Below are 26,735 nucleotides of genomic sequence, written 5' to 3' on the forward strand. Positions count from 1 at the left end.
TATGAGTCGCCAGTCGGGTTTTACCACCTTCACCATCACGTTGCTGCTGGTGCTGATCTTGTTGGGTATCTCACTGCTGGTCGGCAAGATGCTGGTGGCCGATCGCCGCGTGACCCTCAATGAGGTGCTCTATCGTCAAGCCATGGCGATGGCAGAGCAGGGCATGGCGGATGGATTGGGGCGGTTGACGCTAGATCCGGGTTGGCGCACCAGTTTGGCGACGACCACGTTGACCACGGGCAGTTACACGCTCTCGTCTGTGGATGACACAGCCATTACCGTAGGGTCCGTGGTGGTGACCCCGATCCGGGTGCGCTCCCAGGCGACGCTGAGCAATGATCAGGCGCAGGCAGCAGTAGAGACCAAGGTAGTTCGCTTCAGCGTGTTGGCTGGGTCGCCTGCGGCCCCCTTGACCGTTGCCGGCGGCATGGCAGTGGGAGGCAATTTCACCATAGTGGCCAACCCTAATGGTGGTGGGTTGGGGGTACCCCTGTCGGTCTGGACCAGTGGCAACGTCGACCTCATTACGGGTACGGGGCAAACTTGTCATCAGGGGGATTACAGCGGTGGCTGTTCGGCCAATATCAGCCAGAAAGGTGACAAGCAGTCAGACATCAAGGACAACGATGCCGCCTTTCCGACCGATCTGGTCTGGTATCTGTTCAATGAAAAGGATGATGCTGCAGGGTGGATCAATCTGGAGGCCAGGGCCACCCAGCGGTTGACCGATTGCAGCTCCCTCGGCCCTGCCTCTACCGGGCTCATCATAGTGGATGGCGACTGCAAGCCTTCAGCCAACGTCGGCTCCGAGGCTGCCCCCGTGATCCTGATCGTGCGCAACGGCAATCTGGCGGTAAATGGCAACACCGTATTGTACGGTCTGGTCTTTGCCTACTCGTCCAACCCGGCCGCGGCTGGCACGGATGTGAAGCTGACCGGGGGGGCCATAGTACATGGTGCCATGGTATCCAATTATCAGTTGGGTAACTCTAATGGCACTTATGATGCGAAGTTTGATGCTAGCGTACTGAGTAATATTTCGAACGGAGCCTCTTTCCAGATAGTCAATCAGGTTCCCGGCAGCTGGCGGGACTGGTAGAGGAAAATGATCATGAATAGGCAAAAAGGATTTGGCCTGCTGGAGATACTGATCACCTTGGTGGTCTTGGGTGTTGGGATTGTCGGCCTGGTTAGCATGTCGAAATCGGCACTGAAGGTGTCTCAGGATGGTCGTCGTTACGAGACGGCGATGCGGTTGGCGGAGTCAAAACTCGATGAGTTCCGCAACTTCAATGGTGTGATGACGGCGACGGCTCCCCTCACTGCTTACAACCAGATAACCTCGGCCAGTGCCGCTGTTACTCTGTCGGGGGAGCCCTATTCTCTGGCCTGGACCGTGACCAGTCAGTACCTGAATGGCTCAACTTGGCAAGGCGCCGCGCCAGCCGGTTATCGCCTCAGCTATCCGGGGCGAAAGGCGGTGACAGTCAATGTAGGTTGGTCGGATAGCGAAGGGCAATCCCATACGCTGCAGCTCATCGGTAATATCTCGCCGATAGAGTCCTTGAGCACAGATCAGCTGAACGGCGGCTTGAACACTGCCAGGCAAGGACCCAAGGTCAACTATACACCAGGGATCGCGCCGGACGTCATCTCGGTTGAGCTGGGAGATGGTAACAAGCAGGAGACCAGCAAGCCGCTCCCCACAGTGACTTCCAATGATGGTCAAGTAGGGAAACTTGTTCAGTTCGAGACAGTAACCTACAAGCCTGATACAGGGGGCAATACCCAACAGGTGTTGCAGGATATGGCTTCGGTCTCTTGCTCATGCCAGTATGGGGGCAGCCTGGCTGCTTATCTGCCCGGTCAGGCCTACAGTTCGGCAAGCAATCAGTTGTTCTGGAAAGTCGGTGCAATACAGATCAAGCAGAGCGGTACGCTCGATAGCAGTGTTAAGAATCAGCCGACGCTTTGCGCCAGTTGCTGCAAGGATCACTTTGATGGCAGCGGGTCGAGTTTCGGCAATTTCTATGCGCAACTCAATACCAGCAGGGTGCGCTACAACAGCACCTTGAGCACAGCGACCAGCGGTAAATATGTGGATGCTTGCCGTTTCGTCAGACTGGATGGTTATTATCGGCCGTTGCCTGACTGGAATCTGGTCAAGGTAGTGGTGACAACGGCCGATTTTTTGGCCAAACCGGCCAATCAGGCCAGCTATCAGAAATATATCAAGTACGTGGTCAAGACTTACATAGATTGGCAGAAGTCGACCCTGAACTGGACGCAAGGCGCCTCCGCTACGCTCCCTACGATCACCGACTTTTCAGCCTGGCTGGCCTCAAATGCAGAGACGGGGGGGGATACCACGACAGGCATCACAGTCAGCACCGGCACGGCGCAGCTGATTGCACGGGGTATCTATGTTGACGTGCTCGACCCTGCCTATCTGGTTGGCATCGACACCAGCGTTACGGACTATCTGACCAAGGTGCCGTTTCAGGATATCAACCTGACCATGTTGGCAGAGTGGACCATGGGACCGCTGACCCTGCTGACCGGCAGCGCCATCGATTATGCGGTGGTCACCAATGAAGCGGTAAAAACCGTTGTCGATCTTAACAACTACTATTTTGGCAGTTACAGCCGTGGTTATATGACGGCAAAGAAGTCGACCAAAGACAGCAGCCAGATCCTTCGTGACGTGGTCGTCAGGGTTACTGCCTATCAGGGCAACTCCGGCATCACTGCCTCGTTGATCTCGCCTCGGGACCAGTCATTGGCTCTCAGTGCCGACATGGAGGTCAAGATTGATGTCGAGCAGCAGGCCTCGCCGACCATGAAGGTCAGCGGGCGGATCCAGTGTCTTGAGCGGGGCAAGGGGAACAACAATCCACCGCCAGAGGCGTGTGGCAAGAATGCCTTCAACAACCTGAGCATCAGCACTCCCAACTCGGGGGCGACATGCCGTGTTGACAAGCCGCAGGCCAATAACCAGCCAGCAGCCTATCTGTGTGAGGCTCCAGAGAATTCGACGCTGGTCATCAATCTTTCCTACACCAATCAGGGCAGTACTACCTATATGCTGCAGCCGCCCTCTTTCAGCGTGCAGATGACGCCACAGCCCAGCAATCAGGTGTTGAGCGGGCCCTGTTCCCTGCTGGTGGACAATGGCGTCACCAACGCAGCCAACCTGACTTGCACCCCTTGAGCCTTGGGCGCTGGCACAGCCAGCGCCTTTTCTTTATCATTCCCCATCATTTTCGATTTTAAGATGTATCGCCATGGCAAAAGCCCTCTCTCTGATGCTTGCCCAGTTGAATCTGACGGTAGGCGCCATCGAAGATAACTGTGACAAGGTGCTGGCTGCGGCCGTTCAGGCCGAGCAACAAGGCGCCGACCTCCTGGTGTGCTCCGAGCTCGCCTTGACCGGCTATCCGCCGGAAGACCTGTTGCTGCGCAGCGACCTGATGATCCGTGTCGATGTTGCGCTGGCTCGCATCGCGACCTGGCAGGGCAGCTGCGCCATTCTGGTGGGGCATCCCTGGCGTGAAGGGGCGGCGCTCTATAACGCCGCTTCCCTCTATGAGCAGGGCAAGCTGGTCGCCCGCTACTTCAAGCAAGACCTGCCCAACTACGGCGTATTTGACGAGAAGCGCTATTTCACCGCGGGCACGGATACCTGCGTGGTGCCCTTCCGTGGCCATCAGCTGGGACTGCTCATCTGCGAAGATCTGTGGCAACCGGGCCCGGTGCTGGCCGCCAAGGCGGCAGGGGCCGAGCTACTGCTCACCATCAACGCCTCGCCCTACGATCAGGAGAAACCCTGGATCCGTCGTGAACTGATGACGGAGCGTTGCAGCCAGACCGGTTTGCCGCTGGTCTACCTCAATCAGGTGTGCGGCCAGGACGAACTGATCTTCGATGGCTGTTCCAAGGTGTTCAACAGCCTGGGTGAGCTGACCCACAAGCTGGCCCCTTTTGCCGAAGAGCTGGCCTTGGTGCGCTTTGCCGATGGTCAACCGGTGAAAGAGCGTGAACCGGCCGCCCCGCTCGAGCCATTGGCCGAGACCTATCAGGCGCTGGTGCTGGCGGTGCGCGACTACATCACCAAAAACGGCTTCCAGGGCGCCGTATTGGGTCTCTCAGGTGGTATCGACTCAGCTCTGACCCTGGCAATCGCTGCTGACGCCATCGGGGCTGACAAGGTGCAGGCGGTGATGATGCCGTTCCGTTACACCGCCCAGATGAGCGTGGAGGATGCCAAGGAGCAGGCCGAACGGATGGGGGTCGAGTTTGACATCATCTCCATCGAGCCCATGTTTGAAGGCTTTATGACCCAGCTGGCACCGCTGTTTGCCGGCACGGCTCGCGATACGACAGAAGAGAACCTGCAGGCACGCTGCCGTGGGGTACTCTTGATGGCGCTCTCAAACAAGCGTCGTCGCATAGTGCTGACCACGGGCAACAAGAGCGAGATGGCCGTGGGCTATGCCACCCTGTATGGTGACATGGCTGGCGGTTTTGATGTGCTGAAAGACGTACCCAAGACCCTGGTCTTCAAGCTGTGCGAATATCGCAATTCAGTCGATTATGTGATCCCGCAGCGGGTCATCGACCGTCCTCCTTCGGCAGAATTGGCGCCGGATCAGGTGGATCAGGACAGCCTGCCCCCCTACGATATCCTGGATGCCATCCTCAAGCGCTATGTGGAAGAGGATGCCTCTGTCGCCGACATGGTGGCAGAAGGCTTCGAGGAAGCGGTGGTGCGCAAGGTGATCCGGTTGGTGGATCTCAACGAATACAAACGCCGTCAGGCTGCCGTCGGGCCCCGTATTACGGCCCGTAACTTTGGTAAGGATCGTCGTTACCCCATCACATCCGGGTTCGGCAAACAGAACTGGTAAGGAGTCACCATGAAGAAGATTGAAGCCATCATCAAACCGTTCAAGCTGGACGATGTGCGCGAGGCCCTGGCCGAGATCGGCATCAACGGCATGACGGTATCCGAAGTCAAAGGCTTCGGCCGTCAGAAGGGGCATACCGAGCTCTATCGCGGTGCCGAGTACATGGTGGATTTCCTGCCGAAGGTGAAGGTGGAGCTGGTGGTGCAGGACGAGGATCTGGATGCCTGCATCGAAGCCATCCAGAACACGGCCCGTACCGGCAAGATTGGTGACGGCAAGATCTTCGTTTGCGAGGTGGAGCGTGTCATTCGTATCCGTACCGGCGAAGAGAACGAAGACGCGATTTGATGTGATGGATGTGCCTCGTATCGACCAGGAGAACGAAGAGACAAGCCTTCAGATGTCATGGATGCGCCTCTTCGTGGCGGCGGGCCTGCTGATTGGTCTGACCGCCTGCAGTACCCGCCCGCCGGCCCAGCCGGAAAATCTATGCCAGATCTTTCGGGAAAAGCCCGACTGGCACAAGGCGGCGCTCAAGATGAACGAAAAGTGGGGTACACCTGTTCAGGTGGTGATGGCCATGATGTATCAGGAGTCCTCCTTCGTACACGATGCCCAGCCGCCAATGGGCTATTTCCTCTTCATTCCGACCGGGCGAGCCAGCTCCGCCTATGGTTATGCCCAGGTGAAAGATGAGACCTGGGACGATTACCAACGGGAAACCGGCAACAGCTGGAGCAGCCGCGACGACTTTGCCGACGCCATCGATTTCATGGGCTGGTACACTAACAAGGCCCAGCGGCTGAATGGCACTTCCAAGTGGGATGCCTATGGCCAGTATCTCAACTATCACGAAGGGTGGGGTGGCTACCGGCGTGGCAGCTACCGCAGCAAGGGGTGGCTGATGAAGACCTCCCGCAAGGTAGAGGCGCGTGCCCAGCGCTACGGCGCCCAGTATCGACAATGCAAGGATCAGCTCTCCAGCGGGGGCTGGTTCTGGTAACCAAATCAGGAGTCAGAAATGCCGTTATTGGACAGTTTTACCGTTGACCACACACGTATGGAAGCGCCTGCAGTGCGCGTGGCCAAGACTATGCAGACCCCGAGCAAGGACACCATAACCGTGTTCGATCTGCGTTTCTGTGTGCCGAACCAGGAGATCCTCTCCGAACGCGGCATTCACACCCTCGAGCACCTCTTTGCCGGTTTCATGCGTGATCACCTGAACGGCAATGGTGTGGAGATCATCGACATCTCCCCCATGGGGTGCCGTACCGGTTTCTACATGAGCCTGATTGGCGCACCGGACGAAGCCCGTGTGGGCGCCGCCTGGCAGGCTGCCATGAGCGATGTGTTGGCCGTGCAGGAGCAGGCCAAGATCCCGGAGCTGAACGAATATCAGTGCGGCACCTTCAGCATGCATTCGCTGGAGGAAGCCCATGAGATCGCTCGTAACGTGCTGGCGCGTGGTATCGGCGTCAACCACAACGACGAGCTGGCACTGCCGGAAGAGAAGCTGAAAAGCCTCTAGGTTGTGCATGGCAAAAATGAAAAAGGCCGGTCATTGACCGGCCTTTTGTTGTCTGGAGGATTCAGGACGGCAAGGGCATGACCCGGTTGCGACCCAGCTCTTTTGCCTTGTAGAGCAGTTTGTCGGTGCGCTCGACCAGCGCATCGCCTGTTTCCTGACCATTGTACTCACCCACTCCGAACGAGGCTGTGATGTGGTCGATGCGGCGGCCGGACTTGCGATCCAGGATGGACATCTTCTCTATGGCACGGCGCAGACTCTCGGCCATCTGGCGGCTCAGGGCCAGGTTGCGCATGGGCACCAGCAGGGCGAACTCCTCACCACCGAGCCGATAGGCGGTGACGCCCTCCTTGCACGTTTCCCGCAGCCGCTTGCTGAAGGCACGCAGTACCTGATCCCCAAGCAGGTGACCATATTCATCGTTGAAATTCTTGAAGCGGTCGATGTCCGACAGAATGAGGGAGAAGGGCTGCTTGCTGCGGATCAAGCCATCGATCTCCAGATCGAAGGCGCGGCGATTGAGCAGGGAGGTGAGGGCATCCTCGTTGGCCAGCTTGCGGGTTTCGTTCAGTGCCTCACGTAGCTCTTTGATCTCTTTCTCTGCATTGCTGAGCTGATTGCGAAAGTGCATGGTCGACATGCGCACATCTCGCGATTCGCGTACCAGATCCCGCAAGATGCCCATGGTGTCGTCAAGGCTAAGCCCTTCATCGTCGATGAGACTCAGTCGATCGAAGCTCTTGTCGAGCATCTCCTGAAACATGCCTGTGTCGGAAATGGCGTCTTGCATGGTGTGGCCGAGCTCGTTGGCCATGGCGGCCAGACTGAGTTTCATGGCCTCCATCTGTTGCTCATCCTGGGCGGCGAGGTGCTGATGATAGAGCCGCTCGCAGGTGGTGAGTGAGCAGGTGCCCTGCAGCTTGATCGCCTGATCGATGGCCTGATTGAGCTCTGGCATGCTGGCCGACACGTAGTTATACCAAAGGGTATAGTTATCCGGCGTCGTGGGAATTTGATACTTGATCATCAGTGGAACCGCCTGCTTAAGATAGGCGGCGGATTGCGCGAACGAGTCCTTGCTCATGAGTTCCGTGTCTCATCATGCCTGCAAACTTTGCATAGTATGACAGAGAGATTGGCCAAAAGGCAGTCGATGGATGCCATTAGCTCCCCCCTTCGATATAATGTCTGCGTTACTACCTACCCTAAGGCCTGCTTATGTCTCAAAAAGATCCTTTCCTCCAACGCGAGGCCGAAAAATACGAAAACCCCATCGCCAGTCGCGAGATGCTGCTGGAGCTCATCAAGGGTCATGAAAAACCCATGACCCGTGAGGAGTTGGCCAAGGCCCTAAAGCTGACCGACGAAGAGCCGTTGGAAGCTTTGCGCCGTCGTCTGCGCGCCATGGAGCGCGATGGGCAACTGGTATTCACTCGCAACCAATGTTACGCCCTGCCGGATCGTCTGAATCTGGTAAAAGGGTATGTACTCGGCCACAAAGATGGTTTCGGTTTTCTGCGCCCGGAAGGTGGTGGACCGGATCTTTATTTGAACAACCGCGAGATGCAGCGCCTGATGCATGGCGACTATGCGCTGGTGCAACCGACCGAGATCGATCGCAAGGGTCGTCAGGAAGCGCGGCTGGTGCGTCTGCTCAAGTCTCGTGAAGCGGATATCGTCGGCCGTTACTTCGTCGAAAATGGCGTGGGTTTCGTGGTGCCGGATGACAGCCGCATCGGCCAGGACATCATAATCCCGGAAGGTGAAAACAAGGGCGCTCGCCAGAGCCAGGTCGTGGTGGTGCGCATCAACCAGCGCGCCAACTCCCGCATCAACGCGGTCGGTACAGTGCTGGACGTGCTGGGCGAGAACATGGCGCCGGGCATGGAGATTGAAATCGCCCTGCGTACCCACGGTATCCCGCATACCTGGCCGGAAGAGGTGACCAAAGAGGTTGCCGGTCTCGGCGAACAGGTGCCGGAAAAGGCCAAAGAGGGTCGTATCGATCTGCGCGCCCTGCCGCTGGTAACCATCGATGGGGAAGATGCCCGCGACTTCGATGACGCCGTCTTCTGTGAAGCCAAGCGCGGTGGCGGCTGGCGTCTGTGGGTTGCCATTGCGGATGTTTCTGCCTATGTGAAGCCCGGCACTGCACTGGATGCTGAAGCCTATCAGCGCGGCAACTCCGTCTATTTCCCCGAGTTCGTGGTGCCCATGCTGCCGGAGGTGCTCTCCAACGGTCTGTGTTCCCTGAACCCGCAGGTCGACCGTCTCTGCATGGTGTGCGAGATGACTATCTCCGCCGCCGGTCGCATGTCCGGTTACAAGTTCTACGAAGCCGTGATGAACTCCCATGCCCGCATGACCTACAGCAAGGTCGCGGCCATTCTGGATGGGGATCCCAAGCTGCGTCAGCAATATGACCCGCTGGTGGGCCACATCGAAGAGCTCAACAACCTCTACAAGGCGCTCAAGCACGCCCGTCACCAGCGTGGTGCGGTGGAGTTCGAGAGCGAAGAGACCCGCTTCATCTTCAACGCCCAGCGCAAGATCGACCAGATAGTGCCGCTGGTGCGCAACGACGCCCACAAGATCATCGAAGAGTGCATGATCCAGGCGAACGTGGCTGCGGCCCGTTACATAGAGAAGAACGAAGCCTCAGCGCTGTTCCGGGTGCACGACCGTCCGGGTGAAGAGCGCCTGACCGGTTTCCGTGATTTCCTGGCCGAACTGGGTCTGGAGCTCAAGGGCGGCCTCGAGCCCGAGCCGAAAGATTTTGCCGAGCTGGCCGCCAAGTTTGAAGGGCGCCCGGATGCCGAGCTGCTCTCCACCATGCTGCTGCGCTCCATGCGTCAGGCTGTTTATCAGGCAGACAATATCGGCCACTTCGGTCTGGCATTGAAGTCATATGCCCACTTCACCTCGCCGATCCGTCGTTACCCCGACCTTATCCTGCACCGTGCCATCAAGTATCAGGCGGCCAAGGAGCAGCAGCCCAACCTGCGCCACAAGTGGACCCCGAGCGGTGGTTATCACTACCAGCTGGAAGAAGTGGACCCCATGGGCGAGCACTGCTCCATGACCGAGCGCCGTGCCGACGATGCGACCCGCGACGTGGCCGACTGGCTCAAGTGCGAGTACATGCTGGATCACGTGGGTGACGAGTTTGACGGCGTCATCGCCAGCGTCACCGGCTTTGGTTTCTTCGTCCGTCTGGCGGAAATCCACATCGACGGTCTGGTCCACGTCAGCACCCTGACCAACGACTACTACCAGTTTGATCCCCTGCACATGCAGCTGATCGGCGAGAACTTCCGCCGTCGCTACCGTCTGGGTGACAAGGTACGCGTCAAGGTGATGGGCGTGAACCTGGACGATCGCAAGATCGACTTCGTGATGGTGGAAGAGCCGCTCCAGGCCACCGGCAAGAACGCCAAAGAGATGGCGCGCAAGCAGGCCGAGATCAAGAGCGAGAAAGCCAAGAGCGCCCAGCGCCACGAGAAACGCAAAGAGGGCAAGAATATCGGCAAATCCGACAAGGGTGGCCGTGCCAAGCCCAGCAACAGACGACCGAGCAAAAAGGCTCACGATAAGGCCAAGAGCACTAAATGAGTACTGAACTGATCTACGGCATTCACGCTGTATCCGCGCTGCTTGAGCGCACCCCGGAGCGTTTCATCGAAGTGTGGGCCCTCAAGGGCCGGGATGACGACCGGCTGCACCCCCTGTTGGCCGAGATGGAATCTCTCGGCCTCAAGGTGCAGAGCGTGAACCGCAAGACCCTTGATGACAAAGCGGAAGGTAACAATCACCAGGGCATCATGGCCAAGGTGATAGAGGCGCCCAAGCTGGCCGAGCACGATCTGGCCAGCTTGCTGGACAACCTGGCCGAGCAAAAGGCTCAACCCTTCCTGCTGGTGCTGGACGGGGTGACAGATCCGCACAACCTTGGCGCCTGCCTGCGCAGTGCCGATGCGGCCGGAGTCCATGCGGTGATAGTGCCGCGTGATAAGGCCAGCGGCCTGACCTCGGTGGTGCGCAAGGTTGCCTGTGGCGCCGCCGAAGTGGTGCCGCTTATCCAGGTCACCAATCTGGCCCGCAGCCTGCGGGAGTTGAAGGATCGCGGAGTCTGGATCGTCGGTACTACCGGTGAGGCGGATCACGATGTCTATCAGGCCAAGCTGACCGGCCCCATGGCGCTGGTCATGGGCGCCGAAGGCAAGGGCATGCGCCGCCTGACTCGCGAACACTGCGACGAGCTGGTCAGCATTCCGATGGCGGGGGCTGTATCCAGTCTCAACGTCTCGGTGGCGACCGGTGTCTGTCTGTTCGAAGCCGTGCGTCAGCGTCGCGCTTAAGGGAACGGGATGGACAGACCCCCGTTCAGTCGGGATCAGGTCACAAATGAGCAGGAGGCCGCGCGCCTCCTCTCTTTTGCCCGGCCTTTGACCCTGAGCCCTCGTACTTGCCTCTGGCATGCCGGTGACAAGCCCGATCTGCTGGTCAAGGTGGAGCAGGGGCTGCTGCGAGCCAAGGTGGTGCTGGCGGATGGCCGCGAGTACATCAAGGAGTTCTATTGGGAGGGGGATGAGTTTATCGACTTCCACCATCTGCTCAGTGGTGAACCCGCCCGCTACAGTGTGGAGGCGCTGGAGCCATGCCGCCTGCAACTCTTCAACCTGAGGGATTTGCGTCAGCTCCCTTGCTGGTCCGCTTGGTATCACCACTTGCTGGCGGTGCAGTTGCGTATCAAGGAAGAGAAAGAGTTGCTGCTGTTGACCGAGAGCCCCCAGGCCCGTTATCAACACTTCCTGCAATGTTTCCCCGCGCTGGATGCCAGGGTGCCGGATCACCAGATCGCCGCTTATCTGGGCATCACTCCCATCAGCCTGAGCCGCATTCGCAAGCGGCTGAAGGATCTTAACAAAGGTTAATGCCTGCGCCCGCGCGGCTGGCTATGCTGCTTTTCTCGATGAGCAAGGAGTTCCCATGAACTGGTCCCTCAAATCTTTTGAACAACTCGACGTCAATGAGCTTTATGAATTGCTCGTGCTGAGATCCCGCGTTTTCGTGGTGGAGCAGACTTGCGTCTTCCTCGATCTGGATGGCGTCGACAAGCGTCCCGACGTGCAGCACCTGCTCGGCTGGCAGGATGGCGTGCTGGTGGCGTACGCCAGACTGATGGCACCTGGTGTCGCCAAGGCGAGTCAGGTGGTGATCGGCCGGGTGGTGACATCGCCGGAGGCCAGAGGCGACGGTCTCGGTCATCGACTGATGCAGCAGGCGTTGGTGGAGTGCGAACAATTGTGGCCCGGGGTCAGCATCTATCTGGGAGCCCAGGCCCATCTGCAGGGTTTTTATGGTCGCCATGGCTTCACCGCCGTGGGTGAACCCTATCTGGAAGATGACATTCCCCACATTGGCATGACCTCGTCTTAATACCTTTAAAGCATAACAATGAAATTATTATGTCTTGAGGTAGTAAAGAAAACGGGTGCTCGACGCCATATTACTGGGTACCCTTTGAGTGATTAATCGGCAACCGTTGATGGATAGGTTTAAAAATGGTTTTTTATCCCATTAATACAAAACAAGATTCAGCAATTAAGCCGTTGAGCCATTTTATCTGCGTTCGTCACTCGAGTGGCTGTCGCTGATGGAGTTGTTGCGCAAGCGGTTCGCTCTGGACCTGCAAACCTTCGCCATCATCACTCTGGTACTGGGCAATCTGGCCCAGGCCTTCTCCGATGTGCTGGTCAAGCTGATCGGCCCCGGTTTCAGCCCCTTCCAATACATGTTCCTGCGCCAGCTGCTGACCCTGCTGGTGCTGCTGCCCTTTATGCTGAGAGTGCCGAGATCGGCCTGGGGACTGGGTGCCTGGAAATGGCACCTGCTGCGTGGTCACCTCTGCCTGCTCGGTGGCGGCGGCATGATGCTGGCGCTGACCCAGCTGCCGCTGGCCACGGCCAACGCCATCTTCTATGTCTCACCCTTGCTGACATTGCCGCTGGCGGCCTGGCTGCTCAAGGAGAAGATCAATTCCCGGGTCTGGCTGCTGGGGGGCATGGGGCTGCTTGGCGTCGTGTTCGTGCTCAAGCCGGGGGATTTTCATCTGGCGGGTCTGGGCGCGCTGGTGACCGCCTTCACTCTGGCGCTGTTCAATGTCACCGGCCGCAAGCTGCCAGCGGGGATCTCTGTGGTGGCGACCCTGTTCTGGGCAAACTTGCTGGCGCTGCCATTGACGGCTGGGTTGGCGGTGAATCAATGGCAACCTGTGGACTGGCATCTGCTGGCACTGATCGGCGGCAGCGGCGTGATGCAACTGCTCTATCATGCCAGCTGCATCTACGCCTATCGGCAGGTGGAGGCCAACCGTATTGCGGCAACCGAATACTCAGGCCTGATGTTTGTGGTACTGATGGGAATCTGGCTGTTTGGCGAGATCCCGGCCTGGAACCTCTGGGTCGGGGTGAGTTTTATCTTGCTGGCCATCCATTGGCAGCGGCGTTTGCGCTAGCCCAGTCAACTTGACTCCATATATATGATAAACCGGCGGATGGCCGGTTTATCATATGGGCAGCTTATGAAGCCTGTCTCGGTTGCCGCACAGGAAATCGGTTAGGCTTGGCGGCTTGTGATTATCGGAACCCTGTCATGACGCCAACCATCTTTGCGGCCATCTTGCTGGCCGCGCTCCTGCACGCCCTCTGGAATGCGCTGGCCAAACGCCAGGCCGAGGGGCGTGTCAGCGTGCTTCTTGTCTCCCTCTGTTCCGGGTTATTTGCCGCCCCTTTCTTGCCGCTGGTCGGGCTGCCTGTGCCTGCCGAATACCCCTGGCTGGCGCTCTCCATCCTGCTGCATTGTGGCTATTGTCTGTTTCTCGGTCGGGCCTATCGGCTGGGGGAATTCGGCCAGATCTACCCGTTGGCGCGTGGCAGTGCGCCCTTGGTGACTTTGCTGTTCGGGGCTTTGTTATTGGGGGAAGTGCCGGGAGTGCTGGCGGTGGCGGGCGCTCTGGTGCTGGTGAGCGGTGTGCTGCTGATGGCCTGGCGCGGCGGCATCAAACTGGCGTCTGGGGCCCTGAGCGCCGTGCTGATCACGGCGCTGTTTACCGCAGCCTACACCCTCTCGGACGGGGCGGGTGCCCGCTCGGCCGGTGCACCGCTGCGTTACACCCTCTGGCTGTTTGCCCTGACTGCGCTGATGATGCCACTGCTGATGCGCTGGCAGAGTCGCACCGCCTGGCGCGCGCTTGATCTTGCGGCGTGGCGTACCGGAGCGCTCGGCGGCGCCCTCTCCCTGCTTGCCTACGGCATCGTCATCTGGGCCATGACCCAGGCGCCCATCGGGCTGGTGGCGGCGCTGCGCGAGAGCAGCGTGCTGTTTGCCGTGCTGCTCTCCTGGTGCTGGCTGGGGGAGACACTGGGGCGGGTACGACTGTGCGCCGCCTTGGTGATCCTCTGCGGTATCTTGTTGATCCGTCTTGCCTGATCCCTGGCTGCATCAGACCGGGCGCCGCCCGGCCTGATGGTTGGCTCAAGGGGTGACCAGAGTCGTCAGGGTAAAGCCCTCCTCGCAGGGGGCGAGCTGTACCCGCACCTTGCCCAGCTCGGCCAGTGTGGCCACATGGGTGCCGCCGCAGGGAATGGTCACCTCTTTACCTTCAAGCATGCAGTGCCAGTAGCGCGAGTCTATGATGGCCTCGCCAGCACGGCTGCGGCGGATCTCGCCATCGGCCGCCAGCCAGTCGGCCAGCTGCTGGTTTACGCTGGTCTCTATCTGCGCCAGTTCCGCCAACAAAGCGTCACTATTGACCCCCTTCTTGCGCAGACTCTTGCCGATGCGGTACTGCTCCCGGGAGCCCATGGGCTCGACCCGCGAGGTTTGAATGGCGAGGCGGTCAAAGTCGGGCTGATCGAGTGCATCGCGCTCGCTCACCTCCTTGCGCCAGTAGGGGGTCAGCATCCGATTGAGGGCCAGCGCCGCCAGATGGCAGCCGCTGTGACCCAGGCTTAAGGAGTGGCGGGCAACGGCATCCACCTTCAGTTCAACCCGGGAGCCTACGGCCAGAGTGTGATGGCCTGCCAGGGGATGCACCACCACGAAGGCCCACCCTTCGGCGCCCCGCTTGACTGGTATATCCTTGTCCACGAACAATTCGCCCTCCGGGCTGATCGCGCCCATCCGGCAGGGGCCGACACTGGCGTCACCGCCATCCCAGCAAACCGTGCCCACATCCCCCGGTTGATCGGGCCAGAGGTGGCTTTGCGGATGAAAGGGGGTGAGATCGGTGACCAGCAGGCTGGTGTCGCCGCTCTGGCAGAAGACCACGCTGGCCGGTTCATGATGATGGCCCAGCACGAAGCTGGCTCGGGTATGTTCCATGGATGGCTCCCGCTAATCGCAGATGAAAAGAGAGCAGCATACGCCAAAGCGCAGGCCGGCTCATTAACCTGGGTTAATGAGCCGGCCTGAGCAACGGGTCGTGAGCGCTAGATCATGGCGACCAGCAGGTAGGCGTTGAGGCCGATCACCAGTGCGACGATAAGGCGACCGACAGCCTGAGTCACCGGATGGTTGCGATACTCTCCCATCAGCGCCCGATCGCCGGTCAGGATCAGCAGCGGAATGAGTGCCAGCGCTATACCAAAACTGAGCACCACCTGGCTCAGCACCAGGATCTCGGTGGTATTGAGCCCCATGGCGATCACCACGAAGGCGGGAGCCATTGTGATGGCACGGCGTAGCCAGAGCGGTATGGTGAAACGCACGAAACCCTGCATTACTACTTGTCCTGCCAGGGTCCCGACCACTGTGGAGGAGATACCCGAGGCCACCAGGGACAGGCCGAACAGAGTGGCGGCGGCTTGCCCGAGCAAGGGAGTGAGAGTCTGGTAGGCAGATTCGAGTTCGGCCACCTGCTGGTTGCCAGAACTGTGAAAGGCGGCGGCCGCCATCGCCATCATGGCCAGGTTGACGAAGCCGGCTATGGTCATGGCAATGGCTACGTCTACTCGTGTGGTGTGAAGCCGCTGAGGCACTGTGCCCTGATCCTGGGTGTGCTGGGTCAGCGCCGAGTGCAGATAGATGACATGGGGCATCACGGTTGCACCCAACACGCCAGCGGCCAGATAGACGGCGTCGCTGTTGGGCAGGCCGGGGAAGAGGGCCCCTTCCAGCAGGCTCGGCAGATGGGGGCGGGAGAACACCAGCTCGACGATATAGGCCGCCGCCACGAACAGCAGCAGGCCGCCAACCACGAACTCAAGTGGCTTCTGGCCGCGGCTCTGCAGCATGAGAATGCCCCAGGTCACCACGGCCGTTATGCCGGCGCCTTCCAGCAGGGTGACGCCGAGCAGCAGCTTGAAGCCGACCGCTGCGCCGATGAATTCGGCCAGATCGGTCGCCATGGCGATGATCTCCGCCTGTACCCAGTAGGCCCAGACTGCCGGTTTGGGCAGCCTGTCGCGTATGTGTTCCGCCAGGTTCTTGCCGGTAACGATGCCGAGCTTGGCGGAGAGGGTCTGCACCAGCATGGCCATCAGATTGGCCCACACCACCACCCACAGCAGCTGATAACCGAAGGTCGAGCCTGCCTGGATATTGGTGGCGAAGTTGCCCGGATCGATATAGCCGATGGCGGCGATAAAGGCGGGCCCGAGCAGGGTAAGCTTGAATTTGCGGGCCGGAATGGCCGTGGTCAGCGCGGGTTGCATGGAAACACCCTCCATAAAATTATGGAGATAGAATAGATCTAAATGATAATTGTTATCAATTGATGTTTTGTATCATACCCATAGATAAAAACATCTGCGGCGGCCAGTTGCAGTGAGGGATGTGATTTCGTACAATACGCCGCCCTAGAAAGCAGCGTCTAAACACACCATACGTTCCTTGCCTCCGAGGTCTGGCTGCACCTGGGCGGAGGCTGAATTAATCCGTAAGGAGCTAAAATGCGTCATTACGAAATCGTCTTCATGGTTCATCCGGACCAGAGCGAGCAAGTACCCGGTATGATCGAGCGTTACACCGGTGCTATCACCACCGCGGGTGGTACTATCCATCGCATGGAAGATTGGGGCCGTCGTCAACTGGCTTACCCGATCGACAAGCTGCACAAAGCTCACTACGTTCTGATGAACGTGGAAGCAGAGCAAGCCGTTATCGATGAACTGGAAACCAACTTCCGTTTCAACGATGCCGTTATCCGCAACATGATCATGCGCACCAAGCACGCCGTGACTGAAGTTTCTCCGATGGCCAAGGCCAAGGAAGAGCGCTTCGTCCGTCGTGACGACGAGCGCCGCGAAGATACTGTTGAAGCAGCGTCTTCCGAAGAGTAATTCTGGATCACTGAATAGAGGATAAAGGCCATGGCACGTTATTTCCGTCGTCGTAAGTTCTGCCGCTTCACTGCCGAGAACGTTACCGAGATCGATTACAAAGATATCGTTACTCTGAAAAACTACGTCACTGAATCTGGCAAGATCGTACCGAGCCGTATCACCGGTACCCGCGCCAAGTATCAGCGTCAGCTGGCACGCGCCATCAAGCGTGCTCGTTACCTGGCTCTGCTGCCGTACACCGATCTGCACAACAAGTAAGAATCGGCCCGGCACTTAAGCCTAACTCAACTTCCATAGAGGAAAGGTAATGCAAGTTATCCTGCTCGACAAAATCGCCAAACTGGGCGGTCTGGGTGATCAAGTCGCTGTTAAAGCTGGCTACGCCCGTAACTATCTGATCCCGCAAGGCAAAGCCGTTATGGCTACCAAGGCCAACATCGAGACTTTCGATGCTCGCCGTGCTGAACTGGAAGCCAAGCTGGCTGCCGGTAAAGCTGCCGCTGAAGAGCGCGCTGCCAAGCTGGGTGAACTGGCTGCTGTTGTTATCGCCTCCAAAGCTGGCGACGAAGGCAAGCTGTTCGGTTCCATCGGTACCCGTGACGTGGCTGATGCCATCACTGCTGCCGGCGTTGCTGTTGCCAAGAGCGAGGTCCGCATGGGCAACGTTCTGCGTAACACCGGCGAGTACGAAGTTGTTGTTCAGCTGCACGCTGACGTCAAAGCAACCGTACAAGTTCAGGTTGTTGCCCTGTAATAGCGATTCGCTGTTGCAAAAAAACCCGCGCATTTGCGCGGGTTTTTTATTTTGGGATCAAAGGGTAGAGTGAAGCTCTGTTCCTCTTGAGGAGATCCCTATGGCAGCATGGGTCGAAGGTCGGGTCATCGAGCGCATCGAATGGACCCCAACCCTGTTTTCCCTGCGCGTGGCGGCAGAGCTTGCCCCCTACAAGGCAGGACAATTTACCAAACTGGCCCTCGCGCAGGGCGAGCGCCGCATCCAGCGCGCCTATTCCTTCGTCAATCCCCCCTCAGCCCCCTATCACGAATTCTATCTGGTCGAGATCCCTGACGGTGAGCTGACGCCATCTCTTGGCTCTCTGCAAGAGGGCGACACCCTGCTGGTGCAATCCCAGGCGACCGGCTTTCTGATCCTTGACGAGGTGCCGTCCGGCCGTGATCTCTGGTTGCTCTCCACCGGCACTGCCATAGGCCCCTTCCTCTCCATGCTGGCGGACGGCGAGGCGTTTGAGCGCTTCGAGAACCTGGTGCTGGTGCATGGGGTGAGAAGAGGAGAAGAGCTTAGCTACCAGGGGCTGATCGCCAGCTTTGCCGAGCAGCACGGGGCGCGCTTCCATTATGTCCCCTTCGTCAGTCGCGAAGGGTGGCCAGGGGCAATGGCTGGCAGGATCCCGGCTGCCATCGCCGACGGGCGACTGCAGGCGCGAGTCGGGCTCGCATTTTCACCCGAGCAGAGCCAGGTGCTTATCTGTGGCAATCCAGCCATGGTGAAGGAGACCCAGCAGACCTTGCTGGAACTCGGGCTGGCCAAGAACCTGCGGCGAGCCCCCGGCAACATCAGTGCGGAGAATTACTGGTAACGAAATGAGCACTGGGGCCAGAAGCCCCTGCTGTATTGAGGAAAGGGACGGTCAGTTTTTCTTGCCGTTGCCGTTGCCGTTGCCGTTGCTCTTGTCCTTGTGTTTGTCGTGACCTTGTCCCGGGTTATTGCCGCTGTGGATGCTGCGGTTGTAGTGATCCCGGTACTTGCCATCCATCTTGTCGCAGTTGAGTTTGATGCGGCCATCGCCAATATCGAGATCAAGGCAGTGGTTCTGCCACCAGTCGTACTCTTTGTCATCCCAGTCGAGATCGATCTTGATGTCATTGCCGGAGATGTTGATGCCGTCGCCTCCTTTGGAGGGGGGCGCAGCAAGAGCGGTGCCCTGCACTACGAGCAGGGAGAGCAGCAGTGCGCTGCGGTTAATCGTGGGGTAGCGCTTGCATGGATTTATGGCAAGAATACTCCCATTGTTACTGGCCACTCTGCTGGTTGGCCGGCATCTCGTTGGTGCTGGGGGGCTGGTTGCGGTTTTCCTGATCGTCCAGATTGAGCCTTACCTTGTTGCAATCGGCAGGGAGAGCGCCCCCGGTTTCAAGATCAAGGCAGTCAGTTTGCGACCAGTTGAACTGCTTGTCGTCCCAGTCCAGATTGAATGACAGCTCATCAACGGAGAAGGTTGAACCGCCATTATCCTGTGATTGTTGCGCAGCGGGGGCACCGCTGACCAGCAGTAGGGACAGCAGCATAGTGGTCGTTTTGTTCATGATGGCCTCGGGTAGTGACAGTAGCGGATCAGTGTAGCTCTGCCGGGCTGAACCTGGGCGGAACCGCATATAACCGCATAACGGGATTAAGTCAGAGGAGCGATTGTAGCGCGTCTCTGTTGCCGATTTGTTCGATTTGGTCGCACTCTGGGCAGCTGGTTCTCTATCTGAAGGAATTCAAGAGTTTGCCCTTCTCTCTGTGAGTCCGGCGACTATAATCGGCAGCCAACTTTTCCTGCACGGCATCCCCTCTTCATTATGACCACACAGGCTGCTGCCGTATTGCGCTACCCCAAGGGGTGGTTCGCACTGACCACGGTGTACAGTTTTACCGGGTTGGCCATTCTGGCCTCCATCGTCTTCTCCCTGCTGCTGTTTCTCTCCATCGATGACAACCCGTTGATGAAGTGGCTGTTCGGCGGCCTGGCCATCATCTTCGAGCTGGGCAAGTTTTATGTCTGGTACGAATATGGCGAGTGCAAGGCGCGGCGGGATCTCGGCGGTGCCTTCTGGTCGCTGCTGTTCTACAGCGTGCTGGCGGCCATCTCCATCGGCGGCAGCATAGGTGGCATCAACAGTGCCACCAACACTGTGCTGAGTCAGCAGGCGCGACACGAGCGGGAGCTGGCCCGTTTCGACGAGCAAATCGCCAGCATAGAGCGCCAGATCCAGCTCAACGAGGAGGCGGCGCGCAAGTACATAGAGATGGCGCGGATCTCCAGCGGCGTCAGCGGCTTGCAGCAGGCCAACACCAAGCTCAGGTTGCAGCAGGATGAGTTGCGCCAGGAGCGTGACGCCAAGCCGGTCAACGAGCAATCCTCCATGCTGGGGCTGATGAGCAGCCTGGCGGACGGGGTGGGCATGAGCCTCAGCCAGGTACAGTTTCTGCTGGTTTGCTTCCTCTCCGTGCTGCTGGATGTATTCGGCGCCTTCTTCGTCAGCCTGATTGGCGAGGAGAACCGCTTTCGCCGCATGTGGCATTGGCAGCAGGCGCGGGAACAGGCCGCCGCGCGGCAGGCTGAATTGGCGGCCACAGTACCCATGGTGGCGAGCAAGCCGGAACCCGAGCCGGCTGTGGTGGCCCAGGTACGCTCAGTGCTGGAGAGCGGCGAGCTAAAGTGCAGCAAGCGCTCGGTGGCGCAGGCCCTTTCGCTGTCGCTGGAGGAGGTGGACAGGGTATTTCAGCATCTGCTGGCGGAGGGGGTGCTGGGGCAGGGCAGCAACCGTCACTACCACCTCAGCTCGCAAGCCGGTTGACATCAGGGCCACCTCTGGGTGGCCCTTCTTTTGCGACGTGAGCTGCGCCTGGCTAGTGAGTCAGCACCATCATCAGGCTGAGAAAGCCTGCGATACCGCCACCTATGCCGATGATCCAGTAAAACCCCTTGGCCCCCTGTTTGAGCGGGATACGGAAGTAGAGCAGCAAGGCCCACCACCCCAGAGCCAGCAACAGAGGAATAAGAAACATTCGAGCCATGGTGTCCTCGCTGTTATTCTGTTGACCCTTGATCAATCAACAGGATGGATTGTGCAATGACGCAGCTACAGATTACCGCATTCGGCGACCCCTCGGTACTCAAGCTCAACCCTTCCCTCGATAAGGTGCCTGCAGAAGGGGAGGTCCGGGTGCGCATCTGCTTTGCGGGCGTCAATCCCATCGATGCCAAGACCCGCGCCGGCCTTGGCTGGGCGGCGGCCGAAAACAAGGACAAGTTGCCCTGGACACCCGGCTATGATGTGGCGGGCGTGATAGAGAAAGTCGGCCCTGGCGTCACGTCACTGGTAGAGGGTGATCTAGTGTGCGGCATGGTGGGTTTTCCGCTGGCGGGGGGCGCCTATGCCGAATCCGTCGTGGCGAGTGAGGGGGAGCTGATCAAGCTCGATGGCGTGCCCCTGGGGCAAGGGGCTGCCTTGCCGCTGGCGGGCCTCACCGCCTGGCAAGGGTTGTTTGAGCACGGTGGCCTCAAGCCGGGACAGCGAGTGCTGATCCTGGCCGGTGCGGGCGGCGTGGGCCATCTGGCGGTGCAGTTTGCTGCTGCCGATGGTGCCGAGGTGGTGGCAACGGCCGGCCGCGACAATCACAGTTTCCTCCATAGTCTGGGAGCCAGTCAGATGGTGGATTATCACGACCCTGACTGGGTTGCCCAGATCGTGGACCACACCGGTCAGGTTGATCTGGTGCTGGATCTGATGGGGGGCGAGAGCGGCAAGGCGGCGCTGGCCTGTGTCAAGCCCGGTGGCAAACTGGTGACTGTACCCACCATCACGGCCCAGCAGATCAAGGACTTGGCGGCGGGATCTGGCGTTGAGGTGCTTGGCATGCTGGTGCACCCCGACCGCGAGCAACTGGCCAAGATACTGATCCTGCTGCGTCAGGGGCAGGTGCAGGTGACCGTCTCTGCCGAGTTTGCACTGGCAGACGGCGGGCTGGCCCATCAGGCCATCGAGGAGGGCCACGTTCGTGGCAAGCTGCTGCTGCGCATGCCTGCGGCCGAGCACGACCTCATAGGAAGGTCATGATGGCGGCCGTGCCCGATGGTCGACTGGGTCACCCAGCGTCGTCAGTTTGCTGCCTATGGTGATCCCCCATGAATGACCTGATGGAGATGGGGCTGGGCTGGCTGTTTTTGAGCGCCTTCACCTCCGCTACCCTGCTGCCTGGCAGCTCGGAGGTCTTGCTGGGGGCCATGGCCGCCAAGGGGCAGTGGAGCATGACCAGCCTGCTGCTGTGGGCGACGCTGGGCAATACCCTCGGCTCCATGACCACCTGGTGGCTTGGCTGGCTCGCCACCTTCAAGAAAAAACCGGAAGATTTTCAAGGCCGTGGGGAACAAAAAGCCCTCGGCTGGCTCAAACAACATGGTCATTGGTGTCTGCTGCTGGCCTGGACACCCGTGGTCGGCGATGGTCTCTGTCTGCTGGCCGGTTGGCTGCGCCTCTCCTTCTGGCGCTCTCTCATCCTGATCGGGCTCGGCAAATTGTTGCGTTATGCCCTGATTTTTCTGCTGGCCAGTCACATTTTCTAGCCCTTTTCTTCACTCACGAGGTAACCGTGAACAAACTCATTCCATTCAGCATTCTTCTGGGCTTCACCCTGCCGGCGCTCGCGGCACCTACCCTGGTGTCGGAGCAGGTCAAGGAAGAGGGCAAGCTCGGTATTCCTTATCAGATGTACAAGCTGGACAACGGTCTGACCGTGATCCTGGCGCCCGACAAGTCCGATCCCCTGGTACACCTGGATGTGACCTATCACGTGGGCTCGGCCCGTGAACAGGTGGGCAAATCCGGCTTCGCCCATTTCTTCGAACACATGATGTTCCAGGGCTCGAAGCACGTCGGTGATCAGGAGCATATGCGGATCATCAACGAGGCCGGTGGCGACATGAACGGCACCACCAACAAGGACAGAACCAACTATTTCGAGACTGTGCCGGCCAATCAGCTGGAAAAGGTGCTCTGGCTTGAGGCGGATCGCATGGGCTTCCTGCTCGATGCGGTCAGCCAGAAGAAGTTCGAGATCCAGCGCGCCACCGTCAAGAACGAGCGGGCCCAGCGCATCGACAACCAACCCTACGGTCTGGTGAGTGAGAAAGTGGGGGAGGCGCTCTATCCGCGCACCCATCCCTACTCCTGGCAGCCCATTGGTTATGTGGAGGATCTGGACCGGGTCGGGGTAGATGACCTCAAGCAGTTCTTCCTGCGCTGGTACGGCCCCAACAATGCCACCCTGACCCTGGGTGGCGACTTCGATACCAAGCAGGCGCTGGCCTGGATTGAGCAATACTTTGGCTCCATTCCCCGTGGCCCTGACGTGGCAGAGCCGACCCCGGCCCCCGTGACCCTGCCAGAGACCCGCTACGTGACGCTGGAAGACAAGGTTCACCTGCCGCTGCTCTATATCAGCTATCCGACCGTGTCGCTCGGAGATCCGCAGGAGCCGGCGCTGGACATGTTTGCCGACGTGCTCGGCGGCTCCGCCAGCTCCATGCTCTATCAGTCGCTGGTGAAAACCGGCAAGGCCATCGACGTGGGCGCTTCCCACTACTGCGAGGAGCTGGCCTGCACCCTGACCGTCTATGCCTATCCCAACCCTACGGTAGATGGCAGCCTCAAGACCCTCAAGGGGGAAGTGGACAAGGTGATCGGCGAGTTTGCCGGTCGCGGGCTCAAACCGGAGGACCTGGAAAAGGCCATCAGCAGCTACCGTGCCTCCGCCATCTGGGGTCTGGACAGCGTCTCCGGCAAGGTGAGCCAGCTCGCCATGGGCCAGGTGTTTGCCCAGGACCCCAACTATGTGTTCAAGAGCCTGGATGCCATCGGCAAGGTGACACCTGAGCAGGTCAAGGCGGCCTACGACAAGTTCATCCTGGGCAAGCCGGCGGTCGTGCTGAGCGTCGTGCCCAAGGGCAAGACGGATTGGCAGGTGGCCAAGCCGAACTTCACCCCTGCCAAGCGGGTGTTGCCGGATTACAGCCAGCACGACGAACCGCTGGCGCTGCGTCCGGTCAAGGACAACTTCGATCGCAGCGTGCAGCCCAAGGCGAGCGAGGCGGTCAGCGTCAAGGTACCTGCCATCTGGCACGGCAAGCTAGACAAGAACATCGAGATCATAGGTACCCAGAGTGACGAGATCCCGGCTGTCTCCATCATGATCGCCCTGCCGGGTGGCATCCGTGCCGAGGGCAAGGGAGAGCTTGGACTCGCCAGCCTCACCGCCAGCATGCTGGGTCAGGGCTCGGTGCGCCTGACCGAGGCCCAGCTCAGCGACGAGCTGCAAAAGCTCGGTTCCAGCGTCAGCGTCTCCAGTGCCCAGTACAGCAACCTGGTCACCATCAGCAGCCTGACCGACAAGCTGCCCCAGACCCTGGGTCTGGTACGCGAGGTATTCGAGCGTCCCGGCATGCGGGAAGCTGACTTCGAGCGGGTCAAGGCGCAGATGCTGCAAGGCATGAAGCAGAGCCAGCAGCAGCCCGAGTGGCTGGCAGGCCAGGCTTTCCGTGAGCTGGTCTATGGCAAGGAGAACCGCCTCGGTCAACCGGGCGACGGTGTGCTGGCCGATGTCGAGAAGCTGACTTTGGCGGATGTGAAGCGCTTCTATCAGAACTACTACAACCCAACCAACGCCAAGGTGGTGGTGGTGGGTGACGTAGCCCAGCAGCAGGTGGAGGAGCAACTTGGCTTCCTGACCCAGTGGAAGGGGGCAGCGCCAACCCTTGGCAGCCTCAAGCCCGAGGGCGAGCAGGCCAAGCCGGGTATCTATCTGGTTGACAAGCCCGGGGCTCCCCAGTCGGTGATCCGCATTGGCCGTCGCGCCATGCCGTTTGATACCACGGGGGATTACTTCACCGCCGGGCTGATGAACTTCAACCTGGGTGGCAACTTCAACAGCCGTATCAACCTCAATCTGCGGGAAGACAAGGGCTACACCTATGGCGCCAGCTCGGGCTTCTCCGCCAATCGCGAGGTGGGTACCTTCGCCACCGGCGCCAATGTGCGGGCCGATGCGACCGTGGATGCCATCCGTCAGTTCCTCAAGGAGATGGACAACTACCGCAAGAGCGGCCCGACGCCGGTGGAGCTGGCCTATATGCGCAGTGCCGTCTCCCAGCAGGATGCCCTCTCCTACGAAACCCTCGGTCAGAAGGCCGGTTTCCTGCTGCAGATGATCATGTATGACCTGAAGCCGGACTATGTGCAGGCCCAGAACCAGCTGATCAAAACGGTGTCACCCGAGGTGCTCAAAGCCAGTGCCGCCCGTTGGCTCGATCCGGCTGACATGGTGATTGTGGTGGTGGGTGACAAGCAAAAGCTTGAAAAACCCCTGAAGGAGCTTCATCTTCCCATCTATCCGTTGCAGCTGCCCTGAGGGCGTTTCATAAATATAGTGTCGCCCCCCTGAGGGGCGGCCACACATGAGCCGTGAATATGACTACGACTAGCTTGTCACTCACCGAGTTGTTGACCGCCCTGGGTTCGCCTGATCGGCTGACGGCCCTCAAGGGGATCCGGCGCGGGATCGAACGTGAATGTCTGCGCATTACCCCGCAAGGGACTCTCTCCCAGACGGATCATCCCAGTAGTCTGGGTTCTGCGCTGACCCACGCCAACATCACTACCGACTACTCCGAGAGCCTGCTGGAGTTCATCACACCGGCGACCGACTCCATCGACAGCCTGATGGAGCAGTTGGGCGACATTCATCGTCACGCCATCCACCATCTCGGTGATGAGCGGATCTGGCCGCTTTCCATGCCCTGCTTCGTCGGCGACGAGGAGAGCATACGGCTGGCCCAGTACGGCAGCTCCAACATAGGGCGGATGAAGACCCTCTACCGGCAGGGGCTGAAGAACCGTTACGGCAGCCTGATGCAGGTGATTGCCGGGGTACACTTCAACTTCTCCATGCCGGACAGCTTCTGGTGCGAGTGGCAGGATCTGGTGGGCGAGGGCTGCTGCAGCCAGCGCTTCATCTCCGACAAGTACATGGGGCTTATTCGCAACGTCTACCGCTTCGGCTGGCTGGTGCCCTATCTGTTTGGCGCCTCGCCGGCCATCTGCGACTCTTTCCTCAAGGGGCGCAAGAGCAGCCTGCCGTTCCAGAAAACCGGCAAGGGCACCCTCTATCTACCCTATGCCACGGCCCTGCGCCTGTCCGACCTTGGTTACACCAACAGCGCCCAGGCAGGCTTGAAGATAAGCCACGACAGCCTGCCCGACTATGTGAACAGCCTGCGTCGTGCCATCAACACCCATGATCCCGACTTCGCCAAGATTGGGGTCAAGGTAAACGGCGAGTATCGTCAGCTCAACGACAATGTGTTGCAGCTGGAGAACGAGCTGTACGCCCCGATCCGGCCCAAGCGCACGCCGCGCAGCGGCGAGAAGCCCTCAGATGCGCTCGAGCAGCGTGGCATCGAGTATATCGAGCTGCGCACCGTGGACGTGAATCCCTTCACGCCATTTGGTATCGATGCGGATCAGATCCGCTTCTTCGACCTCTTCTTGGTCTGGTGTCTGCTGCGCCCGTCTCCCGTGCTGGGGGACGAGGAGATTGCCCGCAATCGCCGCAACCAGAACAAGGTAGTGCTGGAAGGGCGTCGCCCCGGACTGGAACTGGAAGACGAGCAGGGCAACGCCATCGGCCTCAAGGAGTACGGCCTCCAGCTGTTTGACGAGCTGGCCCAGGTGGCCGAGCTGCTGGACCGCTGCTGTGGCCGCAATCGCTACCGCGAGACGCTGGCTATGCACAGGGAGAAGCTGCTCAACCCGGATCTGACCTACTCTGCCCGTCTGCTCAAGCAGTTGCTGGAGAGCGGCCAGGACAACGGCTGCTTCGGCGACGAGCTGGCGAGCCGCTACCGGGAAGAGATGCTGGCCGGTGAGCTGCAGTACTGGGATCAAGCCTATTTCGCCGCCGAGGCGCGGGAATCCCTGGCCAAGCAGCGCGAGCGTGAACGCAGCGACAGCCTGTCGTTCGACGACTTCCTGGCCGACTACTTCGGTATCCGTCAGACCACGACCTGATCCCTCTGCTTCTCTGTTTGCAAGCCGCTCTCGGGAGCGGCTTTTTATTGCGCGGTTTGTCATTCCAGCCAGCACGCCAACGCGTCCAAAAAGTACCCGAAA

27 protein-coding genes are annotated in these 26,735 nt (G+C 59.4%); 21 read left to right on the top strand and 6 right to left on the bottom strand.

What is annotated here, in order from left to right; all coding sequences use genetic code 11:
• The first annotated feature begins 1 nt into the window (after position 1).
• The 6 genes from AACX78_RS05220 (at position 2) to luxS (ending at position 6,438) form a co-directional block, all read left to right on the top strand.
• Positions 2–1,099 (top strand): PilX N-terminal domain-containing pilus assembly protein, encoded by a 1,098-nt coding sequence (locus tag AACX78_RS05220; RefSeq protein ID WP_159165587.1) that lies wholly within the window; start codon positions 2–4, stop codon positions 1,097–1,099.
• Between the two features lie 12 nt (positions 1,100–1,111).
• A complete protein-coding gene (locus AACX78_RS05225; protein WP_159165588.1) occupies positions 1,112–3,211 on the top strand; it encodes a type IV pilus modification PilV family protein in 2,100 nt (699 codons plus the stop codon).
• Between the two features lie 73 nt (positions 3,212–3,284).
• The gene (locus AACX78_RS05230) at positions 3,285–4,907 is read left to right on the top strand and encodes an NAD+ synthase (protein WP_159165589.1); all 1,623 of its coding nucleotides are present in this window, start codon (positions 3,285–3,287) and stop codon (positions 4,905–4,907) included.
• Between the two features lie 9 nt (positions 4,908–4,916).
• Positions 4,917–5,255, top strand: a complete 339-nt coding sequence (gene glnB, locus AACX78_RS05235) for a nitrogen regulatory protein P-II (protein ID WP_005313429.1) — start codon at positions 4,917–4,919, stop codon at positions 5,253–5,255.
• A gap of 61 nt (positions 5,256–5,316) precedes the next feature.
• Positions 5,317–5,910, top strand: coding sequence for a transglycosylase SLT domain-containing protein (locus tag AACX78_RS05240; RefSeq protein ID WP_005313426.1), 594 nt, complete (start codon positions 5,317–5,319; stop codon positions 5,908–5,910).
• Between the two features lie 18 nt (positions 5,911–5,928).
• Positions 5,929–6,438 (top strand): S-ribosylhomocysteine lyase, encoded by a 510-nt coding sequence (gene luxS, locus AACX78_RS05245; protein WP_159165591.1) that lies wholly within the window; start codon positions 5,929–5,931, stop codon positions 6,436–6,438.
• Positions 6,439–6,499: 61 nt separating this feature from the next.
• Here luxS and AACX78_RS05250 read toward each other — a convergent pair whose 3' ends face one another.
• Positions 6,500–7,522 carry a GGDEF domain-containing protein gene (locus AACX78_RS05250; protein ID WP_201302785.1) on the bottom strand — a complete coding sequence of 341 codons (1,023 nt, stop codon included), beginning with the start codon at positions 7,520–7,522 and terminating at the stop codon, positions 6,500–6,502.
• A gap of 134 nt (positions 7,523–7,656) precedes the next feature.
• On the opposite strand from AACX78_RS05250, the gene rnr reads away from it, so the two are divergent.
• From rnr to AACX78_RS05280, 6 genes are all read left to right on the top strand, one after another.
• A complete protein-coding gene (rnr, locus tag AACX78_RS05255) occupies positions 7,657–10,050 on the top strand; it encodes a ribonuclease R (RefSeq protein WP_021138596.1) in 2,394 nt (797 codons plus the stop codon).
• Positions 10,047–10,796, top strand: coding sequence for a 23S rRNA (guanosine(2251)-2'-O)-methyltransferase RlmB (gene rlmB / locus AACX78_RS05260; RefSeq protein ID WP_159165593.1), 750 nt, complete (start codon positions 10,047–10,049; stop codon positions 10,794–10,796). The genes rnr and rlmB overlap by 4 nt, the downstream gene beginning before the upstream one ends.
• Before the next feature lie 9 nt (positions 10,797–10,805).
• Positions 10,806–11,372 carry a Crp/Fnr family transcriptional regulator gene (locus tag AACX78_RS05265; RefSeq protein ID WP_059111720.1) on the top strand — a complete coding sequence of 189 codons (567 nt, stop codon included), beginning with the start codon at positions 10,806–10,808 and terminating at the stop codon, positions 11,370–11,372.
• Between the two features lie 55 nt (positions 11,373–11,427).
• Complete coding sequence (locus tag AACX78_RS05270) at positions 11,428–11,877, top strand: GNAT family N-acetyltransferase (RefSeq protein ID WP_005313409.1); 450 nt, start codon at positions 11,428–11,430, stop codon at positions 11,875–11,877.
• A gap of 217 nt (positions 11,878–12,094) precedes the next feature.
• The gene (locus AACX78_RS05275; RefSeq protein ID WP_021138599.1) at positions 12,095–12,955 is read left to right on the top strand and encodes a DMT family transporter; all 861 of its coding nucleotides are present in this window, start codon (positions 12,095–12,097) and stop codon (positions 12,953–12,955) included.
• A 137-nt stretch (positions 12,956–13,092) separates the two neighbouring features.
• Positions 13,093–13,929 (top strand): DMT family transporter, encoded by an 837-nt coding sequence (locus AACX78_RS05280; protein WP_159165594.1) that lies wholly within the window; start codon positions 13,093–13,095, stop codon positions 13,927–13,929.
• Positions 13,930–13,974: 45 nt separating this feature from the next.
• Here AACX78_RS05280 and AACX78_RS05285 read toward each other — a convergent pair whose 3' ends face one another.
• Complete coding sequence (locus AACX78_RS05285; RefSeq protein ID WP_159165595.1) at positions 13,975–14,823, bottom strand: hypothetical protein; 849 nt, start codon at positions 14,821–14,823, stop codon at positions 13,975–13,977.
• A gap of 107 nt (positions 14,824–14,930) precedes the next feature.
• Positions 14,931–16,154, bottom strand: coding sequence for an Nramp family divalent metal transporter (locus AACX78_RS05290; RefSeq protein ID WP_021138602.1), 1,224 nt, complete (start codon positions 16,152–16,154; stop codon positions 14,931–14,933).
• 237 nt (positions 16,155–16,391) lie between these two features.
• Between AACX78_RS05290 and rpsF the strand changes: the two genes are divergently transcribed.
• From rpsF to AACX78_RS05310, 4 genes are all read left to right on the top strand, one after another.
• Positions 16,392–16,781: a 30S ribosomal protein S6 gene (rpsF, locus tag AACX78_RS05295; protein ID WP_005313395.1), complete on the top strand. Its 390-nt coding sequence runs from the start codon at positions 16,392–16,394 to the stop codon at positions 16,779–16,781.
• A 30-nt stretch (positions 16,782–16,811) separates the two neighbouring features.
• Positions 16,812–17,042: a 30S ribosomal protein S18 gene (gene rpsR, locus AACX78_RS05300; RefSeq protein WP_005313392.1), complete on the top strand. Its 231-nt coding sequence runs from the start codon at positions 16,812–16,814 to the stop codon at positions 17,040–17,042.
• Between the two features lie 49 nt (positions 17,043–17,091).
• Positions 17,092–17,538 carry a 50S ribosomal protein L9 gene (gene rplI / locus AACX78_RS05305; protein WP_005313386.1) on the top strand — a complete coding sequence of 149 codons (447 nt, stop codon included), beginning with the start codon at positions 17,092–17,094 and terminating at the stop codon, positions 17,536–17,538.
• A gap of 100 nt (positions 17,539–17,638) precedes the next feature.
• Positions 17,639–18,382 (top strand): ferredoxin--NADP reductase, encoded by a 744-nt coding sequence (locus tag AACX78_RS05310; RefSeq protein ID WP_113720925.1) that lies wholly within the window; start codon positions 17,639–17,641, stop codon positions 18,380–18,382.
• Positions 18,383–18,433: 51 nt separating this feature from the next.
• On the opposite strand, the gene AACX78_RS05315 is transcribed toward AACX78_RS05310, so the two are convergent.
• Positions 18,434–18,796: a hypothetical protein gene (locus tag AACX78_RS05315; protein WP_201302930.1), complete on the bottom strand. Its 363-nt coding sequence runs from the start codon at positions 18,794–18,796 to the stop codon at positions 18,434–18,436.
• A gap of 19 nt (positions 18,797–18,815) precedes the next feature.
• Positions 18,816–19,109 carry a hypothetical protein gene (locus AACX78_RS05320; RefSeq protein ID WP_201302786.1) on the bottom strand — a complete coding sequence of 98 codons (294 nt, stop codon included), beginning with the start codon at positions 19,107–19,109 and terminating at the stop codon, positions 18,816–18,818.
• A gap of 258 nt (positions 19,110–19,367) precedes the next feature.
• Here AACX78_RS05320 and AACX78_RS05325 point away from each other — a divergent pair, with 258 nt between their 5' ends.
• Positions 19,368–20,366, top strand: a complete 999-nt coding sequence (locus AACX78_RS05325; RefSeq protein ID WP_201302787.1) for a Preprotein translocase subunit SecY — start codon at positions 19,368–19,370, stop codon at positions 20,364–20,366.
• Positions 20,367–20,418: 52 nt separating this feature from the next.
• Here AACX78_RS05325 and AACX78_RS05330 read toward each other — a convergent pair whose 3' ends face one another.
• Positions 20,419–20,586, bottom strand: a complete 168-nt coding sequence (locus AACX78_RS05330; RefSeq protein WP_162096735.1) for a hypothetical protein — start codon at positions 20,584–20,586, stop codon at positions 20,419–20,421.
• A gap of 44 nt (positions 20,587–20,630) precedes the next feature.
• Between AACX78_RS05330 and AACX78_RS05335 the strand changes: the two genes are divergently transcribed.
• The 4 genes from AACX78_RS05335 to gshA all read left to right on the top strand — a co-directional run bounded on the left by AACX78_RS05335 (position 20,631) and on the right by gshA (position 26,633).
• A complete protein-coding gene (locus AACX78_RS05335; protein ID WP_159165596.1) occupies positions 20,631–21,629 on the top strand; it encodes an NADP-dependent oxidoreductase in 999 nt (332 codons plus the stop codon).
• 68 nt (positions 21,630–21,697) lie between these two features.
• Positions 21,698–22,135 carry a YqaA family protein gene (locus AACX78_RS05340; protein ID WP_021138609.1) on the top strand — a complete coding sequence of 146 codons (438 nt, stop codon included), beginning with the start codon at positions 21,698–21,700 and terminating at the stop codon, positions 22,133–22,135.
• A 26-nt stretch (positions 22,136–22,161) separates the two neighbouring features.
• On the top strand, positions 22,162–24,975 hold the full coding sequence (locus AACX78_RS05345; RefSeq protein ID WP_159165597.1) for a M16 family metallopeptidase: 2,814 nt from the start codon (positions 22,162–22,164) through the stop codon (positions 24,973–24,975).
• 59 nt (positions 24,976–25,034) lie between these two features.
• On the top strand, positions 25,035–26,633 hold the full coding sequence (gshA, locus tag AACX78_RS05350) for a glutamate--cysteine ligase (protein ID WP_159165598.1): 1,599 nt from the start codon (positions 25,035–25,037) through the stop codon (positions 26,631–26,633).
• Positions 26,634–26,735 lie beyond the last annotated feature (102 nt).

This window comes from Aeromonas sp. 9A (genome assembly GCF_963900955.1).
In the GTDB taxonomy this organism is placed as follows: domain Bacteria; phylum Pseudomonadota; class Gammaproteobacteria; order Enterobacterales; family Aeromonadaceae; genus Aeromonas; species Aeromonas salmonicida.